Annotated in this window: 17 protein-coding genes; 2 read left to right on the top strand and 15 right to left on the bottom strand. The window is 63.5% G+C overall.

The features are described from left to right. The first annotated feature begins 170 nt into the window (after positions 1-170). Both ACUJB0_RS01235 and ACUJB0_RS01240 read left to right on the top strand, forming a co-directional pair. Positions 171-1451, top strand: a complete 1281-nt coding sequence (locus tag ACUJB0_RS01235) for a nucleotide sugar dehydrogenase (RefSeq protein ID WP_161090231.1) — start codon at positions 171-173, stop codon at positions 1449-1451. Next, complete coding sequence (locus ACUJB0_RS01240; protein WP_444843600.1) at positions 1451-2512, top strand: SDR family oxidoreductase; 1062 nt, start codon at positions 1451-1453, stop codon at positions 2510-2512. Before ACUJB0_RS01235 ends, ACUJB0_RS01240 begins: the two co-directional genes overlap by 1 nt. Here the strand turns inward: ACUJB0_RS01240 and ACUJB0_RS01245 are convergent. From ACUJB0_RS01245 to ACUJB0_RS01315, 15 genes are all read right to left on the bottom strand, one after another. Beyond that, positions 2469-3857, bottom strand: a complete 1389-nt coding sequence (locus tag ACUJB0_RS01245; protein ID WP_444843601.1) for a SpoVR family protein — start codon at positions 3855-3857, stop codon at positions 2469-2471. The two genes, ACUJB0_RS01240 and ACUJB0_RS01245, sit on opposite strands and share 44 nt — an antisense overlap. Further along, the gene (locus tag ACUJB0_RS01250; protein WP_444843602.1) at positions 3854-4996 is read right to left on the bottom strand and encodes a DUF444 family protein; all 1143 of its coding nucleotides are present in this window, start codon (positions 4994-4996) and stop codon (positions 3854-3856) included. Before ACUJB0_RS01250 ends, ACUJB0_RS01245 begins: the two co-directional genes overlap by 4 nt. Before the next feature lie 9 nt (positions 4997-5005). Further along, the gene (locus ACUJB0_RS01255) at positions 5006-6934 is read right to left on the bottom strand and encodes a serine protein kinase (protein ID WP_444843603.1); all 1929 of its coding nucleotides are present in this window, start codon (positions 6932-6934) and stop codon (positions 5006-5008) included. Between the two features lie 104 nt (positions 6935-7038). After that, entirely contained in the window at positions 7039-7950 is a 912-nt protein-coding gene (locus ACUJB0_RS01260; protein WP_444843604.1) for a LysR family transcriptional regulator, read from the bottom strand. A gap of 85 nt (positions 7951-8035) precedes the next feature. Next, entirely contained in the window at positions 8036-8461 is a 426-nt protein-coding gene (locus ACUJB0_RS01265) for a hypothetical protein (RefSeq protein ID WP_444843605.1), read from the bottom strand. 17 nt (positions 8462-8478) lie between these two features. After that, the gene (locus tag ACUJB0_RS01270) at positions 8479-8733 is read right to left on the bottom strand and encodes a hypothetical protein (RefSeq protein WP_444843606.1); all 255 of its coding nucleotides are present in this window, start codon (positions 8731-8733) and stop codon (positions 8479-8481) included. A gap of 274 nt (positions 8734-9007) precedes the next feature. Next, positions 9008-9400 (bottom strand): Hpt domain-containing protein, encoded by a 393-nt coding sequence (locus tag ACUJB0_RS01275; protein ID WP_444843607.1) that lies wholly within the window; start codon positions 9398-9400, stop codon positions 9008-9010. A gap of 65 nt (positions 9401-9465) precedes the next feature. Beyond that, positions 9466-10341, bottom strand: a complete 876-nt coding sequence (locus ACUJB0_RS01280; protein WP_444843608.1) for a proteasome-type protease — start codon at positions 10339-10341, stop codon at positions 9466-9468. Between the two features lie 65 nt (positions 10342-10406). Further along, on the bottom strand, positions 10407-11210 hold the full coding sequence (locus ACUJB0_RS01285; RefSeq protein ID WP_444843609.1) for a transglutaminase family protein: 804 nt from the start codon (positions 11208-11210) through the stop codon (positions 10407-10409). Positions 11211-11223: 13 nt separating this feature from the next. Continuing rightward, a complete protein-coding gene (locus ACUJB0_RS01290) occupies positions 11224-12174 on the bottom strand; it encodes an alpha-E domain-containing protein (protein ID WP_117015098.1) in 951 nt (316 codons plus the stop codon). A 9-nt stretch (positions 12175-12183) separates the two neighbouring features. Further along, positions 12184-13614, bottom strand: a complete 1431-nt coding sequence (locus tag ACUJB0_RS01295; protein ID WP_444843610.1) for a circularly permuted type 2 ATP-grasp protein — start codon at positions 13612-13614, stop codon at positions 12184-12186. A gap of 75 nt (positions 13615-13689) precedes the next feature. After that, a complete protein-coding gene (locus tag ACUJB0_RS01300) occupies positions 13690-14433 on the bottom strand; it encodes a transporter substrate-binding domain-containing protein (RefSeq protein ID WP_444843611.1) in 744 nt (247 codons plus the stop codon). A 47-nt stretch (positions 14434-14480) separates the two neighbouring features. Continuing rightward, entirely contained in the window at positions 14481-15557 is a 1077-nt protein-coding gene (locus ACUJB0_RS01305) for an ABC transporter substrate-binding protein (protein WP_444843612.1), read from the bottom strand. A gap of 108 nt (positions 15558-15665) precedes the next feature. Then, positions 15666-16181 (bottom strand): PRC-barrel domain-containing protein, encoded by a 516-nt coding sequence (locus tag ACUJB0_RS01310; protein ID WP_444843613.1) that lies wholly within the window; start codon positions 16179-16181, stop codon positions 15666-15668. 139 nt (positions 16182-16320) lie between these two features. Further along, on the bottom strand, positions 16321-17763 hold the full coding sequence (locus tag ACUJB0_RS01315; RefSeq protein ID WP_444843614.1) for a GGDEF domain-containing protein: 1443 nt from the start codon (positions 17761-17763) through the stop codon (positions 16321-16323). Positions 17764-17790: the final 27 nt, after the last annotated feature.

Raw genomic sequence — 17790 nt, forward strand, 5'->3', positions numbered from 1 at the left:
GAACGGTAGGGATAGAGTAGGAACTCTCATCGCATCCCCCCTTGATCGGCCGCAAACGGACGCGCCTTGCCGCGCATTTGTCGCCGGTTTGCGGCATCTCAACAGCACCCCGGGCGCGCTCCGTAGAATCGGCCCAGACGTGTGTCTAACGCTTTTACGCGAGGTGCGCTATGGAAGTGGTCGCCGTGGTGGGACTGGGATATGTGGGCTTGTCACTGGCGGTGGCGTTCGGGTCGCGCCGACGTACCATCGGGGTCGACCTGTCGGCGCGCAAGGTCGCGAGCTATCGGCGCGGAATCGATCCGGGCTGCGAGGTGACGGCCGAGCAATTTGCGGCGGCCCGCTGGCTGGAAATGGGCTGCGATCCCGCCGTCCTTAGCGAGGCGGACTATATCGTGGTCGCTGTGCCGACGCCGGTCGACAGCGCCCACAATCCGGATTTTTCGGCGTTGATCGGCGCCAGCCAATCCGTCGGCCGATACATGAAAGTCGGCGCGGTCGTAATCTTCGAGTCGACAGTCTATCCCGGCGCCACCGAGGAAGTCTGCGTACCCGTGCTGGAGCAGTGCTCCGGCTTGAAATGGCAGCGTGATTTCCACATCGGTTTTTCGCCGGAACGCATCAACCCCGGCGATAGCGAGCACACGCTGGCAACCGTGCGCAAGATTGTCGCGGGCGACGATGAACCGACCTTGCGGCGTGTGGCGGCGCTGTACGAGGAGGTGGTGGGCGCCGGGGTTCACCGGGCATCCAGCATCATGGTCGCGGAGGCCGCCAAAGTGATAGAAAACACCCAGCGCGACCTCAATATCGCGCTGATGAATGAGCTGGCGATCATTTTCGACCGGCTCGACATCGACACGCTGGAAGTCTTGCAGGCTGCGGGCACCAAGTGGAATTTCCTGCCATTCCGGCCAGGGCTGGTCGGCGGCCATTGCATCGGCGTCGATCCCTACTACTTGACGCACAAGGCGGAAATGCTCGGCTATCATCCGCATGTGATCTTGGCCGGGCGCCGCATCAACGATGGCATGGCCAAGTTCGTCGCCGAGAAGACCGTGAAGGAAATGGTGCGCGCCGGGTTCCGGCTCAAGGGATGCCGGGTCAACGTGCTGGGCCTGACGTTCAAGGAAAACTGTCCCGACCTGCGCAACTCCAAGGTCGCCGATTTGATCGCCGAGCTTCAGTCCTACGGCTTGCAAGTGCACGTCCATGACCCGGTGGCGGATCCGGACGAGGCTCAGCATGAATATGGCGTGCAGTTGGAACAATGGGACGACCTGCCATGTGCGGAAGCGCTGATCAGTGCGGTGGCACATCGCGAGTTGGCCGAGCGTCCCTTGCAGCAGATCCGGGCCAAGATCGTTCAGGACGGCTGCTTCATCGACCTCAAATCCCAGTTCGACGAACAGGCGCTGCGTCAAAGCGGCCTCAGCGTGTGGAGGCTGTGATGGCTGACTACGAGGACGGCACGCCCACCAGCACCAGCTACCAGGACGTGCGCGAACACCTGCTGCAGCAGCAATATCGCTGGGTCATTACCGGCGTGGCCGGGTTCATCGGTTCCAATCTGTTGCAGGCACTGTTGGAGCTGGGCCAACGCGTGGTTGGCGTCGACAATTTTCTGACGGGCTATCGCCACAATCTCGAGCAGGTGAGGGACGCGGTGGGGCAGGACGCATGGCACCGCTTTGAACTGGTCGAGGGCGATATACGCGATGCAGCCGCTTGCAACCGGGCCTGCGATGGTGCCGATTTCGTACTGCACCAAGCTGCGCTGGGCTCCGTGATCCGCTCGCTGCGCGAACCACTGCTATGCAACGATATCAATATCGGCGGCCATCTCAACGTGCTGGAGGCGGCCCGGCTGGCGGGCGTACGGCGCGTCGTCTATGCCGCGTCCAGCGCCAGCTACGGCGATCATCCCGCTTTGCCCAAGCAAGAAGCGCATATCGGCAAGGCCTTGTCGCCGTACGCGCTGACCAAGTGCGTTAACGAACTGTATGCCGACCTGTACGCGCGCTGCTTTGGCTCGGAAACCATCGGCTTGCGGTACTTCAATGTCTTCGGCCCGCGACAGGACCCGTCCGGCGCCTATGCCGCAGTCATTCCGCAATGGATAGCGGCAATGATGGGCCGGCGCCGGCTGGTGATCAACGGCGACGGCGAGAGCAGCCGCGACTTCTGTTATGTCGCCAATGTCGTGCAGGCCAACCTCCTGGCCGCCATGACCGAGCGTAAGGACGCCGTCAATCAGGTCTACAATGTCGCGCTCAACAAGCGCATCAGCCTGAACGAGTTGTACCTGATGCTGCATGGCTTGCTGGTGGAGCGATATCCGCATTTGCGCGACTACCAGCCGGACTATGGCGAGTTCCGCGCCGGCGATGTGCGCCATTCACAGGCCGATATCTCCAAGGCCAGGGATTTGCTGGGCTACGCGCCCACCCACGACCTGCAGCGCGGGCTCAGGCAGGCTTTGCGGTGGTATGTGCAGTACCTGGAGCGTTGACCGTCAACAGCCGTGGCAGACCGCGAAAGTCCACCGTATGCAAGGTGACGGGTTTGCGCCAGACGCGTGCCATATAGTTGAGTACCTGTTCCGCCGCCGCCAAGTCCAGCCCCCGGCCGTCGCTCGCGTGGTCGTGCCGCAAGATCAGTGAGCGGTCTTCCTGCACGCGTTCGACGGCGATGCGCGGCGCGCCATAATTGTATTTCGGCGCCAGGATCGCCTCTCTCACGTCGTGTAAATCGCGGCTGAGCATACGCGTCTCGCCATCCTTGCGCGCCTGGTAGCTGAACAAGCCCAGCTCCGCAGCCAGGTCCGCATCCAGGTAATTGCGGATGAAGCCGAAGTCGTCCTCCTCGCTGCATATGCGGCGCGCCGCATCAATGCCCTGTTGTTCGATAATACGTTCCCACATGCTGTAGCCCAGATGGTAAGGATTGACCGCCAGCGCCAACTGGTGTTCGCCGGCGTAGGGACGTACCACGTCCGAATGGGCCTTGACTGCCTGCAGGTAGAGGGCGTGCGGCAGAAAGTCCGCTTCGCGCAGCAGGCGGGCGTGCCAGTATGAGGCCCACCCCTCGTTCATGATCTGACAAGCGTGCACCGGATAGAAATAGAACGATTCCTCGCGCACCGCGAGAAAGATGTCGCGCTCCCATGCCTGCAGCGCTGGCGCGTGCCGGGCGATAAACCATAGCAGGTCGTACTCCGGGTAGGGCGGCAAGGCAGGGTGGTCCGTGACCGGCGCCGTGAGTGGCGCTTCGCCTGGGAGAATTTGGTAGCGTTGTTGAAATGGACCTGGCGCCGCCGGTGGCCGTTGCCCGGCTTCCGGGTAGGGCTCGCGGTAAAGATCTTTCTGGATGTCGATATGCGGTTCGAGCGCCAGCGCCGCGTCCAGCACCGCCTCTATCTCCTGTTGGCCATGACGGGCCAGCGCCAGTTCCAGGCGATGGGCGCGGGCCGCGCTCTGTTCGAGGATGCGCCCACCCGCCATGTTCAGGAAGCGCTCGAACAGCGCGTTACGCCGGACGAAATCCGCGTGGCCGATCACATGGGCCGCGACCAGCGTGTTTTCGGCCAAGCTGTTTTGATTCATCATGTACGCCCGGCATGGGTCGCCAGGAAACATCACCTCGAAGATGCGCGAATGGCCCATGTTCTGGTGCAGCAGCTGATGGATGTAGCGCAGTCCGAACGACCAGTGATGCATGCGTACCGGCACGCCATAGACGGCAATCTCCAGCATGAAGTTCTGCGGCACCAGTTCGAAGTCGACCGGATAGTATTCCAGCCCCAGCCCGTCGGCCAGTTGCTCGAAGTGGGTGATGTAGTCCTCAAGCGTACTCATGCGCTGTCCTCCGCCGCCGCCTGGCGCGTCAGGAACTGCTTGAGCGCGCCGATGATTTCCTCGCTGTGGGTCAACACCACGCTGGATACCGGCAAGCCCTGTCTTTCCCGCTCCTTCCACAGCCTGCCCATTTCGGTCTCTAGCAAGCGCGGCATGCCGGGCAGGGTTTCAACGTAGCCCAGATAATTCATGCGGTTCGCCAATTGCCCCAACAGCTTGCTTGCCACCGCCCGGTCTTCGGAAAAATTGTCCCCGTCCGAGGCGTAGAACAGATAGCTGTTGTAGTTGGCCGCGTCATAGCGTTCGTCCAGCATCGACAGCACCAGTTGAAAGGCGGTGGAGGCCATGGTGCCGCCCATGCCGCTGACCTCGAAGAAGTCGCGCTCGTTGAATTCCCAGGCGCGGGCCGCATGCGCGAGAAAGCGCAGTTCCACGTTCCCGTAGCTTCGCCGCAAGCCTTGCAGCGCCAGGAAAAAGAAGGTCTTGGCCAGCCTGCGTTCCGCCTGCGTCATGCTGGTCGATACGTCCAGCACCATGAAGACCACCGCGTTGCTGCTCGGCCGCGGCTGCTCGATCAGTTGCCGGAAGCGCAGGTCATCGTTGGTGAACGGCGCCGGCGCGCTCTGCACTGCGCGTCGTTTGATCGCCTCCTTGATGGTGCGGCGCCGATCCAGGCGCGAGCGAGCGCCGTGCTTGTCCCATCCGCGATGCAGCACTTCCGGTTGTTCCAGCGTGGCTCTGCCGCGAGGCTGCAGCAGCGGCAACTGGAATTCCTCCCACAGCCAGTCCAGGATATCGTCCACGGCGAATTCCATCATCAGCGTCACCTCGCCCGGCGCCTTGCCGGCGCCTCCTGTCTCGCCACCATCGTCGGGCGGGACCAGAAGATCGCCAGGCTGGCCCGGCCCCTGGCCCGCGCCGGTGGTGCTGTTGTTGTCGGCAAGCCGGAAGCGCGCGTGCTCCAGCAAGCGCAGCGGCACCTGCACGCTGCCCTGGCCGGACTCGCTGATCAGCTCGGACGAGGAAATGATATCCGGAAGATGGTCGCGCACCGCGTTGCGGACCTTCTCGTTATGCCGCAACCAGTCGCGCGCGCCGCGCGAGAACAGTTCGTACCAATCGCGTTCGCCCGTTTGCATGGCCCGGCCTCATTCCTGCGCCAGCAGCGTGGTGACGTAGTTCAAGGCTTCGCGCGCGCAATGGCTGTCGTAGCCATATTCATCGACCAGGCGGCGCTCGACCGCCGAGATCTTTGCGCGCACGTCGTCATCCGGGCGCTTGCTGGAGCTGACCAGGCGCAGCACATCCCTGCGCTGCTCGAACAGGTATTGCTGCAAGGCGTCGCGCAATTGCGCGTGGCTGCCCAGGCCGAATTGCTGACCGCGCTTGTAGGCGCTCATCGCCTTGCGCACGACTTCCTGCCGGAACGATTGTTTGCCGGAATCGGAGATGGAAATCTTTTCCTCGACCGCGCGCAGGAAGCGTTCGTCCGGCCTGCGTTCTTCGCTGGTGATGGGGTCCTTGACCTGGCGGTTGTCCAGCATGGCCTCGACTTCGTCCAGATACTTGCCCAGCAATTCCTCGACCTCCTGCTCGAAGGACACGAACAGCGCCTTGTGCACATCCTCCTTGACCCAACGGTTGTAGAAATCCTTGCGCGTCAACACCAGGTAGTCCACCCATTTGCGCTTGCGGGCTGGCTCGATGCGGGCGTCGCTTTCGATGCCGTCCTTCAGTGCCAGCAGCAGGTCCATCGTGGTCAGGCTGCTGCGGGGCGTCTGGATGATCGCGTTCGACAGGGCATTGATGACAAAGCGCGGGGACACGCCGGACAACCCTTCGTCCGGCGCCTTGTCGCGGTGGCGCAGCCGCTGCGCTTCCACCGGGTGGATTCCGTCCACGTCCTCGCCTGCGAAAATACGCACCCGCCTGGCAAGATCGCCGTCGCGTTCCTCGCCTTCGTGCAAGCGGGTCAGCACCGCGAACACGGCTGCCGCGTGCAGCACGTGCGGATCCAGGTGGACGCTGCGGGAGGCCGGCGCGGCCGCCAGGATCAGCTTGTGGTAGATGCGCGCCTCTTCTCGATAGTTCAGCGTGTACGGCACCTGCACGATCACCATCCGGTCCAGCAAGCCTTCGTTCTCGCTCTCCTGCAGGAACTTGCGGAATTCGGCCAGGTTGGTATGGGCGAGGATGGTTTCGTCGAGGTAGATCAGCGGAAAGCGAGCCACCTTGACGTTCTTCTCCTGCGTCAGCGTCAGCAGCAGGTACAGGAACTCCCGCTTGACCTTGAGGATTTCGATCATCTCCAGCATGCCGCGGCTGGCTGCGTACACCGCGCCGGACCACGACCAGGCGCGCGGGTCGCCCTCGTCGCCGAACTCGGCCACCTTGGAGAGGTCCACCGATCCCACCAGGTCGGCGATGTCGGCCGTGTTGGGATCATGCGGCGCATAGGTGCCCACGCCGACACGTCCGGCTTCCGAGATGAAGATGCGTTCGACCGGCATGCGAAGGAAGTCGCCGCTCAGCTCATGCTCCTGCCGTGCCCGGCAATGCGGACACAGTTCGCCCGTCACCTCGACGCCGTAGGTGTCGCGAAAACCCGAACGCATGGTGTGCGGCACCAGATGCAGCGGCGATTCGTGCACCGGGCAGCCGGCGATGCCGAACAGCGCGCCGGCGTCGGTATAGCTGTATTCCTCCAGTCCGCGCTTGAGCCGTATCACCAGCGTAGACTTGCCGCCCGACGGCGGCCCCAGCAACAGCAGCAGGCGCCGGCCGACTTCCGATCCGGCGGCGGCCGCCTTGAAATAGTCGGCCACGCGCGCCAGCGCATCGTCGATGCCGAACAGCTCGTCGGCGAACAGCTTGCAGCGCAGCTTGCCGTTTTCATCCTGCTGGCCGCTCCAGCCGAGCATGTCCCAGATGTACTGATGCGAACTGCGCACGAACTGGCAGGGCGCCACCGGCAACACCTGCTCCATGAATTGCGCGAAGCTGCCGCTCCACTGTCCGGCCCGGTGCTGGCGGGTGAAGGCCTGCAATTGTTCCCGATATTGTTCGCGTGGATCCATCGTCGCATCCCCTCCTGTGCGGTCAGCCCATTGAGTATCCGCGCTAGGGCAGGCAGGCCGTATGACCTGCGTCAAAAGGGTTCGGGGACCTTTATGGCCGAAAACTAGTCAGCGCGGTCCCACGGCGGGATGCCGGCAAATTGCTCGACCAGGAAGTCGATCATCACCCGCACCTTGGCGCTCAGGTGGCGCCGGCTGGGGTAGACGGCCAGCACGTCGATGTCCGGCATGTGATACTCGGGCAGCACCCGGACCAGCCTGCCCGCGCGCAGGTCGGCGCCCACCAGGAAACTGGGCTGCCAGATCACGCCCAGCCCGCCCAAGGCGGCGGCGCGGGCGGTATCGCCATTGTTGGTATGCATGACGCACTGCACCTTGACCGCGTGCGGCTGCTCCCTGGCATCGAGAATCTGCCATTCGTCGGCCGTGGCCGCGTAGCTGTAGCCGATGCAGCTGTGCTGCAGCAGCTCGGCGGGATGCAGCGGCATGCCCCGCTGCTGGATGTAGGCCGGCGACGCGCACAGGATGTTGTGCGAGGTGGCCAGCTTGCGCGCCACGTTCGACGCCGACCCGGAGCGCGAAATACGGATCGCCATGTCGTAGCCTTCCTCGACGATGTCGACCACGCGGTCGATCAGCGCCACATCCAGCTGCACGTCGGGATATTTTTGCATGAACCGGGCCCACAGCGGTGCCAGGTGCAGCACGCCAAAGCTGAGCGGGGCGTTGATGCGCAGCACGCCGTGCGGCTGCATGGTGGCGGAGGAGGCGATCGCTTCCGCCTCCGCCACGTCGTCGAGGATGGTCTTGGCGCGTTCGAACAGCGCCTCGCCGCTGGATGTGAGCGACATCTTGCGCGAGCTGCGGTTCAGCAGCCGGGTTTGTAGATGGGCTTCGAGGTCGCTGATGTAGCGGGTCACGTTGGCCGGCGAGGTGTCGAGCGCCTCGGCGGCGCGGGCAAAGCCTTCCCTGCGCACCACTTCCACAAACACTTCCAGTGCACGCAACCTGTCCATACGGCGGTCCTTTGATGTCTTGTCTAATAAAAAAGCCGCAGCACCTGAAGGGTGTCGCGGCTCAGTGGCGAAGCGGGCAGGGCGCTCAGCGCGGCAGGTAATTCACGTTGGCGGCTTCCTTGATCACACGGCCGGCGCTGATGGCCGGGTTCCCACTGCCGCTTTGCATGGCTGCGGTGTTGCCGTGATACATACCAACCAGTCCTTCCGCGGCTTGGGCGTCGCCGGCATTGGCGGCGCGCTCGAACAGCTGCATGGCTTCGTGGCGCTTGGCCGGGTTGGCCAGGTAACGCAACGCCAGTTCGCGCTGGGCCACTGGAGAACCCTGGTCGGCCCACTCTTGCAGCCGGCGTTCGGCGGCGGTCTGGCTCATTGGACCCATTTGCATGGCGGCGGCTTCAATCACGGTCGGCGACGGGATCGCGTCTTCTTGCGCCTGGCAGGCGATCAACGCGCCCACCAGCACCAACACCGACGATACCAGTACACCCGACTTGTTGAATAATTCCATATTTTAGTTACCCTTGGTTAAAGCCATACCGTTGTCGGTGAGGAAAGCCTTCCTGCTAATCTATCCAAGGCTAAAAAAACCGATGTCGTCTGCCACGGCAGTTCAAGTTCGATGCGCAAACTGCCACCGCCTCGACGCAATGCACCATTATACTTGCGCAGAGACAAATTATCAATTGCGCAAGATGCTGAATTGCAATAGTTTTGGCTTTCCATTCTACAAAACGACGGAAAAACGTGGCGCACGCCAGCTTCTGTCTTGCTAGCTGCCATTGCTTATCAATTCGGAAGGGATCTTATCACGAAGCTTTTCAGGCTCCTGTTTGCAAGGCGATAATCAGGGTAACAATTGTAACCATTCGTTAAGTGGGCCGAGAAAGCCCGGTACGGCCCGCTTGGTTGCGCTGCAGCATAAACCGAAATTCATAATTACTGAACGATACACCGGCGCTTTGTTGAGTGCAACGTCACAGGTGTTGTTATTTGTTGATTTTGGGGAAAGTTGATGCGAGGCCGGCCGAAAGGTGGTTCCGGCTCGGCTTGCTGCTCAGGCTTGTGGCGCGCTCCGCTGCAGCCAGGCGTCGGCGGACTGCAATACCAGTCGGTATTCGGACTCGAGTGCGGTGAAGAGGGAAGGAATTTGATCCAGATGACGTTCCGCGATCGCCTGCTCCAGCTTGAGCGAGGCGCTCACCAGACGTTTGGCGCCCAGCGTGCCGATCGAACCGCGCAGGCTGTGCAGGGTCTTGCCGGCATCGGTGTAGCGCTCTTCACGCAGTGCTTCGGCGGCCTGCTGCATCGGCGCCAGGCCGGGCGCGCAGGCGTCCCGGACGATTTTCGAGACTACGGCCAGCGCCTTGTCGTCGTTGCCCATGTACTTGAGCAAGGTATCGACCGAAAAGATTTGTTCCTCGGATACCGGCGGTGTGGCATCAGACATGCAGCGCTCCGTGAGTGTTGAATTTACCTTCCATCATACTCTGTCCCGGTGGCTGAAGCCGGCGGTTACTGTTGACCGTCGTAGAACTGTTGCGTCAGCGTCTGCAACGGCGCGGTCGACGCGGCGGGCGCCGCCACGCCGGCAGGTGGCGTCACCCGTACCGGCTTGCTGCCGGTCTGGGTCGAATGCAGCACGTTGGCGGTCGCTTCGGGCGCGGCATTCCAGACCGGGTTGTCCAACCCCTCGAACACGCGCTTGAGCTGGTGGCCCCAGGTGTTGCGGATCATCTGGAAATACTGGTTGCGCTCGTCGATGGTGACGAAGTGGGTCACCGCCAGCCTGTCGCTCTCGTACACCAGCAGGTCCAGCGGCAGGCCGACCGACACATTGGAGCGCAACGTCGAATCCATGGAAATCAGCGCGCACTTGGCCGCATCGTCCAGGCTGGTGGCCGGGGTCACCACCCGGTCGATGATGGGCTTGCCGTACTTGGCTTCGCCGATCTGGAAATAGGTGTTTTCGTCGTGGGATTCGATGAAATTGCCGGCCGAATAGATCTGGAACAAACGGCAGCGCTCGCCCTTGATTTGGCCGCCGAAAATGATGCTGACATTGAACTCGATGCCGAACTCGGCCAGCGCCTTGGCTTCCCGTTCATGCACCTGGCGCACGGCGTCGCCCAGCAGACGGGCGGCCTCGTGCATGCTGGTGGCGTTCCAGATGCTGTGGCCGTCGGCGTTTTGCTGCTCGGCGATCAGCTGGCGTATCGATTGCGAGATCGACAGATTGCCGGCGGTCATCAGCACCATCATGCGGTCGCCGGGAATCTCAAACACGCTCATCTTGCGGAAGGTGCCGACCTGGTCCACGCCGGCGTTGGTACGCGAATCGGAAAGAAACACCAGCCCGGCATCCAGGCGCATGCCCACACAGTAAGTCATCGTTGCAAGTTATTGATTAGAATAGTTATTATTGTACACCCGCCGCCGGGGTGCTCATCGACCACTCACTGCGGCACGATTTGCACATCTACGCTCATCGACTCGGTGCCGCCGCCGCGCCGCACGCCGCGCACCGGCGCCGCCGCGTCGTAGTCGCGCCCGATCGCCAGGCGGCAATAGGCGTCCGTCATCAGCCGCGCATGGGTCACGTCGATGCTGACCCAGCCGGTGTAGTCCTTGTCCTCGGCCCAGGCGTCCACCCAGGCGTGGCTGGCCGCATGGTCGCTGGTTTCCGGGTCGATATAGCCGGACACGTAGCGCGCCGGGATGCCATGCGCATGGCAGCAGGCCAGGAACAGGTGCGCGTGATCCTGGCACACACCCTGGCCCAGGGCGAGCGCGTCGCTGGCCGTGGTGGTGACGGCGGTCGCACCGCTTTGATACCGGACCGCACCAAAGATGTGCTCAGCCAGGCGCAGCAGATCCTTGGTTTGCGCCTTGCCGTCCGGCAGGCAGGAGGCCGCCAGCTCCAGGATGCCGGGCGTGGGCTCGGTCAGGCGCGTGGACACCGTGTAGATGAGCGGCGACAGGCTGTCGCCGTTGGGAATGCGGCCCTGTTTCGGGCTGGTGGTCTCCACCACGCCGGAGGCCACGATGGCCAGTCCCTGGTGCGGCACGTTCATCGTCATCATGTGCGACAGGTTGCCGTACGCGTCCGTGTAAGCGTGCACATGGCCCGGCATCGCGATATTCCATGACAGCACATGTTGCTGCGCCTCCGCGCGCGGCGTCAGGTGCAGCTGCTGGATGGTGTAGGCCAGCGGCGTGGTGTAGGTGTAGCGCGTTTCGTGACGTATCGTCAGTTGCATGGGTTGCCTCGTTTTAAGCCGCCAGCGGCACCAGGAAATCGCGGCTGACGCGGTTGCCCAGTTGGTAAATGTCGGCCAGGAAGCCGGTCAGGGTGTCGTGCAGGCCGGTCGCCAGGATGTCGTCGATCTTGCCAAACTGCAGTTCCGCATGCAGCTTGCCGGCGAAGCGCTCCGTATCGGCGGACACGTCGTTGCGCACCTCGCGCAGGTTCTGGACCACTTCGTCCATGCAGGCCAGCAGCGAGCGCGGCATGTCGCCGCGCAACATCAGCAGCTCGGCGATGCGCGCCGGCGTGATGACGTCGCGGTACACCTTGCGGTAGATCTCGAATCCCGACACCGAACGCAGCAGCGCGCCCCAGTAGTAGAAATCGCGCTGGGTCATGGTCTCGCCGGTGCTTTCCGCGCCGCCGCCGTGGAACTTGACGTCGAGGATGCGCGCCGTGTTGTCGGCCCGCTCCAGGAAGGTGCCGAGACGAATGAAATGCACTGCCTCGTCGCGCAACATCGTGCCCACGGTCACCCCGCGCGACAGGTGCGAGCGGAACTTGACCCATTCGAAGAACTTGCTGGGATCGTTTTCCAGCAGGTCGCTGTCCAGCCGCTTCTGCATGTCCAGCCAGGTCTGGTTCTGGATTTCCCATACCTCCGTGGTCAGCGTGCCGCGCACGGCGCGGGCGTTTTCGCGCGCCTCGGTCAGGCAGGCCACGATGGAGGAGGGGTTGTCCGGATCGCGCACCATGAAATCGATGACGGCGCGCGCCTCCAGCGAGTCGTACTTGCGGTCGAAGGCGGACTGCAGCTCCGAGATGCCGAGCATGGCGCGCCAGCCTTGGGCGTTTTCTTCGTCGGACTGCGGCAGCATCGAAGTCTGTACGTTGACGTCGAGCATGCGGGCGGTGTTTTCGGCGCGCTCGGTGTAGCGCGCCATCCAGAACAGGTGATCGGCGGTGCGGCTTAACATGGTGTCTCCTTAACGTTCCAGTATCCAGGTGTCCTTGGTGCCGCCGCCTTGCGACGAGTTCACCACCAGCGAGCCTTCCTGCAGGGCCACGCGGGTCAGCCCGCCGGGCACCATGGAAATGGTCTTGCCCGACAGTACGAAGGGACGCAAATCGATGTGGCGTGGCGAGATGCCGGTTTCCACGTAGGTGGGGCAGGCGGACAACGCCAGCGTCGGCTGGGCGATGTAGCCGTCCGGCTTGGCGATCAGGCGCTGGCGGAAGTCCTCGATCTGCTGTTTGGTCGAGGCCGGCCCGACCAGCATGCCGTAGCCGCCGGCGCCATGGACTTCCTTGACCACCAGCTCGGGCAGGTTGGCCAGCGTGTATGCCAGGTCTTCCTTCTTGCGGCACTGGTAGGTCGGCACGTTGTTGAGCACCGGCCCCTCGGACAGGTAGAACTTGATCATGTCCGGAACAAAAGGATAGATCGACTTGTCGTCCGCCACGCCGGTGCCGATGGCGTTGGCCAGCGTGACCCGTCCCGCGCGGTAGACCGACAGCAGGCCCGGCACGCCGAGCGAGGAATCCGGCCGGAACGCCAGCGGATCGAGGAAATCGTCGTCGAGGCGGCGGTAGATCACGTCCACGCGCTTGGGGCCGCGCGTGGTGCGCATGAAGACGGTGTTATCGCTGACAAACAAATCCTTGCCTTCGACCAATTCCACGCCCATCTGCTGGGCCAGGAAGGCGTGTTCGAAGTAGGCCGAGTTGTACATGCCCGGCGTCATCACCACCACGGTGGGATCGTTGATGCCCATCGGTGCGACCGAGCGCAGGTTATCCAGCAGCAAATCGGGATAGTGGTCCACCGGCGCGATCTTGTTGCGGGCGAACAGTTCGGGGAACAGCCGCATCATCATCTTGCGGTCTTCCAGCATGTAGGACACGCCGGACGGCACCCGCAAGTTGTCCTCCAGCACATAGAACTCGCCCTGGCCAGCCCGCACGATATCGACGCCGGCGATGTGGGCGTAGATGTCCGACACCACCTTGATGCCTTGCATCTCGGGCCGGTACTGCGCGTTCTTGTAGATCTGCTCGGCGGGGATGATGCCGGCCTTGATGATGTTCTGGTCATGATAAATATCATGGATGAACATATTGAGCGCCTGCACCCGCTGGACCAGCCCTGCCTGCAGTTGTTTCCACTCGCCCGCCGGAATGATGCGCGGGATGGTATCGAAGGGAATCAGCCGCTCGGTGCCGGCGTCGTCGCCATAGACGGCGAAGGTGATGCCGACCCGGCGGAAGGTCAGGTCGGCCTCGGCGCGCTTGCGCTCGATGGTTTCCGACGACTGGCGCTGCAGCCAGCCGCAGAACTCGCGGTAGTGTTCACGGACCTCGGCGCTGGCGTGATGGGCCAGCCCGTCGGCGGTCATTTCGTTGAAGAATTTAGCCATATCGAACATTCCCTGATGAGTACGTTTATGATCTATCAAGAAACGTGCCAGAGAAAATGCCCGGTTTTGGTGCGGCTACTCCTTCAGCGCCTGCTGGCGTAGCTGCTCGATCTGGCCGCCGTCGCGCATCTTCCTGATGACGGCGGCCAGTCGCAGGGCCAGCTTTTCATGTTTTTTGTTCAGATAGGCGTAGATCGGCATGCGCTCCATCACGCCGGCCTGGCGGATGCCCGCATGCGCGAATTCCGGGCTGGCCAGCATGGGATCGACGACCTCGGCTGTGTCGACGTAGAGATCGGTCCGCCCGACGGCCAGTTTGCGCAAGCCGAGTTCCGCGTTCAGCACACCGCTGAAGCCGCCTGGTGGCAGCACGCCCGCCAACCGCTGCTGGATCACTGGGTAGCCAAAGCGGAAATCCACACGATAGCTGGTTCCGCGCAGGGATTCCCAGCCGTTGGTCAGGTGGATGTCGGGATTCCGGGTGTAGGCCGCGCTGCTTGCGAAGAAGGGGGCTTCGGGCACGCGCATCAGCGCCGTCTGCATGGCGCCGTAGTCATAGCCACGCGCCAGCTCGCCATCGACGTTGCCGGCGATCGCTTCGGCGCTGGCCCGGGCGGCGGGCAGGCTGCGTATTTCCAGCGCCACCCCCAGTTGCTGGAAGGCCTCGGTGTAGATCAGCCTGAGCCAGCGGCCGGCAAAGCCGTTCTGCTGCTCCAGCATGGTGGCCATGACAAGATGCTTGGGGTCGTCGCCGGCGTGTGTGGGGCCGGCGGCCAGGCCCAGTAAAAACATCAGGGCGAGGACTGGCCTGTGCCGCATAAGCGTTCCAAATAGTTGTCAAATGATGCTACGAGTATAGCAACAACTTACTTGGCCAGGTCGATTTGCCAGAAACCGCTGGAGGTGACGGTCTTGCGCGCGGCCATCGCCGGCGGCAGCGTCACCTCCAGCGCCGCCATGCGCGCCGGGTCGACCATCACGGTCGGCGTCTCCTGGCGCAGGATGGGCAGCACATCCGGCTTGGTGTGGCGTTGCAGAATCTTGGCCGCCTGGTTGCCCGCCAGCCGCCCGACCTGGGTGAAATCGGCGCCGACGTACAGCGCCGCGCCGGGCACCCGCACCATCGCCAGCGTCACCACCGGCACCTTGTTTTCGATGCCGAAGTCGCCCAGGTCGATGGCCGCCTCGTAGCGGTGCAGGCCGTAGTAGGTGTCCAGCGGTACGGCGAACATCTGCACGCCGCGGCCGGCGCCGTACAGCTCCTTCAGCGAGGGCGCGATGTGGTCGGTCTTGTTGACCAGCTTGGAGCTGACGTCCAGGCCCAGCGGCTTGCCGCTGCGGGTGGCCGCCGCGACGTTGGCGACGCCGTTCTCATCGTCGGTGTAGACCATGCCGATCCGGCGCACATTCGGGAACACGTCCTGGACCAGCTTGAGCGAGTCGGCCATGTCGGTGTACAGCGTCGAGCCGGTCGCGCCTTCGCCGCCGTCGACCAGCGACACGCAGCCGGCATCCTCGGGATTGGCGATGGCCGTGAAGACCAGCGGGATATGGGCGTCGGCCAGCATGCCGCGCGCATACTTGGTGGCCGGCGTGCCGATGGTCAGCACCAGGTCGGGCTTGGCCTCGACGATGCGGCTGGCCTCCTGGCGGATGCGCAGGAGCACGCCCAGCCGGCTCCAGAAGCCGCCTTTTTCGATATCGAAATCAATTGCCACCTTGTTGATGCTCAGGTTCTTGCCGGCCACCAGGCCGCTAGCCTGCAGAGATTTGAGGAAGCCGTTGTAGGCTTCCTGGTAGGGTTCGATGTCCGTCACCTGCAGCACCTCCACCTTGAAGACGCGGGTGTCGTCCATGGTTTCGGGTGGCAGGGGTTCGAAGGCGAGGGTGGGGCCGGCGCACAGCGCCAGGGTGAGCAGGGAAACGGCGAGGGATTTTTGCATGGTCGGTCTAATTGCTGTTGGTGCAACAATTAGACCAGAGATGCCCGCAAGGCATGCCTGCTATCGCATGCCTTGACGAGCCAATCTGCGCGTTCTGTGGGCCAGCCGCTACAGCGTGCCGCTGCTGCTGCCGGAAGTGCTCCTGCTGGCGCTGCCCGGCTGGTCGCTCTGCAGGCTGCCGCTGCTGGTGCCCATCACACTGCCGGTCGCGGTGCGGGCGCCCGGCACGTTCTGCTGGGTGCCGTAGAAGTTGTGGATCTGCGTGCTGAACTCGGTGCTGGCCATGTCCGGCCAGTTATCCTTGTTGAAGCCGGGGGCATTTTTCAGATGCTCCTTGGATACATCGAGCAGGAAACGCTTGTTGGCGGTGTCCAGCTGCAGCGCCTGCCAGGGGACGGCGAACAGCTTGTCGCCCATGCCCAGCCAGCCGCCGAACGACAGCACGGCATAGGCCACTTGGCCCTGGCGCATGTCCAGCATGATTTCCTTGATGTCGCCCAGGTCTTCATCCTGGCGGTTGTAGACGTCTTCGCCGATCAGCGTATCCGCGCCCATCAGGCGGGGGCCGGGGCCTTCCGAGGTGTCACTGTAAATGCCATAGGTATCACGGTCTAGGTAGCTCATGGTGGTCTCCAGATAGTTGGTGCGGTCCCGCGTTAAACAACGAGGTGACAACACTCATCATCCTTGGAGCGGGACCGTACAGGTATAGGTGCGCGCGCAGTGTGGATGTAGGACGGGGATGAGTTCCCAGGGAACCAAGTCAGGCGGCCACGGGCGCTTCGGAGACCACCTGGTTGCGGCCGTTGCGCTTGGCCCGGTACAGCGCGCTGTCGCAGCGCTCGATCCAGCCGTCATGGCTGACGTCCGTGGGGTCGAACAGCGCGATGCCGGCGCTGACGGTGAAATGGAAGGCGCCGTGCTCGCTCGCCACCGGCACCGCCGCCACCTGCGTGCGCAGCCGCTCGGCGAACGCATAAGCTCCTTCGGCATCGGCCTGCGGGAGCAGGATGACGAACTCCTCGCCGCCGTAGCGGCAGGCGCAGTCGATCTCGCGCGACAACGCGCGGATTTCGGACGCCAGGATGCGGATCGCCTCGTCGCCGACCGGGTGGCCGTGGCGGTCGTTGATCTGCTTGAAATGGTCGATGTCGATCATCACCAGCGCCGCCTGCAGGCCCAGCCGTTGTGCGCGCTGCCATTCGGCGGCGATGCGCTCGTCGGCCACGCGGCGGTTGTGCAGGCCGGTCAGGCTGTCGGTGCCGGCCAGCATGTACAGCCGCTGGTTGGCGTGGCGCAGGTCGGTGACCAGCTGGTTGGTCAGCGTCTGCCAGTGGATGAACATGTGGTAGCCGAACGCCGCGATGAACACGACAATCAGCGCGAACACCCAGTAGAACGCCCAGGTCGTATCCCGGGCGACTTCGAGCGCCCGCGCCAGCGCCGCCGGAATGCCGGCCGCCTGCGCGTGCAACAGATTGTCGGCCAGCTGCAGCGTGACGAAACCATAGACCAGCACGCCGATGGTCACGCAACCGAGCAGGCGCAGCACCGAGCCGCGCGGATCGGCCGCGGCGTCGGCCAGCAATTGCGGCCTGGCTTGCTGCCAGCGCTCCAGGTGCGGCCACAGCAGGGCCATCGCCGGCGCGCACAGGAACACGCTTTGCAGGAAGGCGCCCAGCCACCAGCCCTGCCAGATCGGCAGCAGGGCGGTCGAATCGATGCGGTTGGTGTAGCACCAGACCAGCGCGCCGCTGGAACTGAAAATGGAACCCACGAACGATAACTGCACATAAAACAGCATCGCGCTCACGCTGCTCAAATTCCGGCTGATGGCGATGGCCCGGTAGCCCAGCCCCATGACCGCGAAGCCGAGCGGGTTGGCGCCGCTGAACAGCAGCGCCCAGGACAGCGGCATGCCGCCGTAGAGCGCGAGCGTCAGGGTGGCCAGATAGGCGGGAATGGCGCCCCACCACCAGCCGCAGGTCAGCGTCCACATCAGGCAGATCACCAGCGGCGGATAGACGGTGATGTACAGCTCCAGCCCGCCCAGGTGGACCGGCAGGCCGGACCATTTGAAGATCACCGAGATCAGACCCAGCCCGATGCTGGCGGCCAGCGACAACAGCCACAAGGCCGAAATCGACAGCAGTTCGCGCCGGCTGCCGTCACGCAGCAGCCGGCGTATGGACACGGCGCGTGCCATCTGTGGGAGTTCCGCGGAGGGCAGGCT

Origin of the sequence: Duganella caerulea, from assembly GCF_040362985.1 — a bacterium.
GTDB classification, from domain to species: domain Bacteria; phylum Pseudomonadota; class Gammaproteobacteria; order Burkholderiales; family Burkholderiaceae_D; genus Rugamonas; species Rugamonas vulcania.